The sequence below is a fragment of the Streptomyces sp. NPDC006624 genome (genome assembly GCF_040611555.1).
In the GTDB taxonomy this organism is placed as follows: domain Bacteria; phylum Actinomycetota; class Actinomycetes; order Streptomycetales; family Streptomycetaceae; genus Streptomyces.
Window position 1 is genome coordinate 1 of record NZ_JBEXOM010000087.1, and the last position, 1167, is coordinate 1167.

Sequence of the window (1167 nt, forward strand, 5' to 3'; positions counted from 1 at the left end):
ATACCGACCATTGGGCAGGGGCTTCCGGGCATACAGGATTGCAGGCTTGCAAATGGATAGTGCCTCGCCAGACGATATCGACGACGCACACCGTCTTTGCCAACGAGATCCTCAACGCCGGCGGGAAGATCCATGTTGTCGGAAATGGCACATCGCCACTTACTTGGTCTAGCGGTCAGCAAGACTATGATCTGCGGCGCGCGACGGGAACGGGGCGAAACGGCAGCGGGCTCGTTCTCATCGTGACCGACCGTACTTCCAGAAGATCATGGGTGTTGACGGGGGACGCCGGCTACGACCTCATCGCCCAGGGCGCGCCGAACGACATCGCCGCGATGGTCGTGCCTCATCACGGCGCGGACATGGGCGCGAGTAGCCAGCCGTTCCTGCGCTCGTCGAATGGATATGCGCGCCTCTTCTATTCGTTTGGTCCGGGCAATGGTCACGGGCCTAAGACACCGCCGGTCCGTCATCCGGTCGCCGCGGCAGTGACAGCGCATCAGAATCGGAACTGGAAACACGGCAACTGGGCTCCGAACACGGCTGGTCAATCGCTCGCCGGTGGCGACGTGTTGGCGACTGCGACGCATACTTTCACCCATCTCCAAGGCGGTGTCGCCGGATGGAACGGTCCGCCCACATCGCTCGGCCATCTAAACGTTTGTAACCACGCAATGCCGGTGCCCCAGAGCTAGTGCCGAACGGGCCACTAGGCTTGCATCGCTTGCCTGGCGCTCTACACGAGGCATTCTCCCGCGTCGGCATGCATCGGCGGCCGCGCCTGGCTGCTTGAAAGCGCACAGAACCCGACGTCCGCTTCCGGCCAGAAGCGGACATCGGTCAACGCCTGAATTGAGCCGACCCGCGAAGCGGCGTCGGCTCGGAGATCTCGTCGTGACAGCGGGGTTCTATAAGAAGCAGCCTTTTAGAGGCTATTCTTCCCCACCTCTCAATAAAGGCGGAGTCCACCGAAAATGCCTCATCAAGCCGCTTCTGAGTGTCTGTCGCGTCTGATAGGGGAGGATCATTTCGCAGACGATCCGGCAACCATCTATACCGGTGTTCACGACCCGAACGAACGCCTAGCCATGAACACCCGCTTTGACCGCGCGCTAGAAGCCTTGCGCGATGCTGCGCAGAACGGCGCAACACCAAGCGCGTGCCTAG

Annotated in this window: 2 protein-coding genes; both read left to right on the forward strand. The window is 61.3% G+C overall.

All coding sequences use genetic code 11. The annotated features are described in order from the left end of the window. A partial coding sequence (locus ABZY20_RS37340; RefSeq protein ID WP_356448000.1) for a hypothetical protein occupies positions 1 to 695 on the forward strand: 695 nt, incomplete at its 5' end. A 279-nt stretch (positions 696 to 974) separates the two neighbouring features. After that, positions 975 to 1167, forward strand: a 193-nt coding sequence (locus ABZY20_RS37345) for a hypothetical protein (protein WP_356448002.1), incomplete at its 3' end; no start/stop codon positions are given.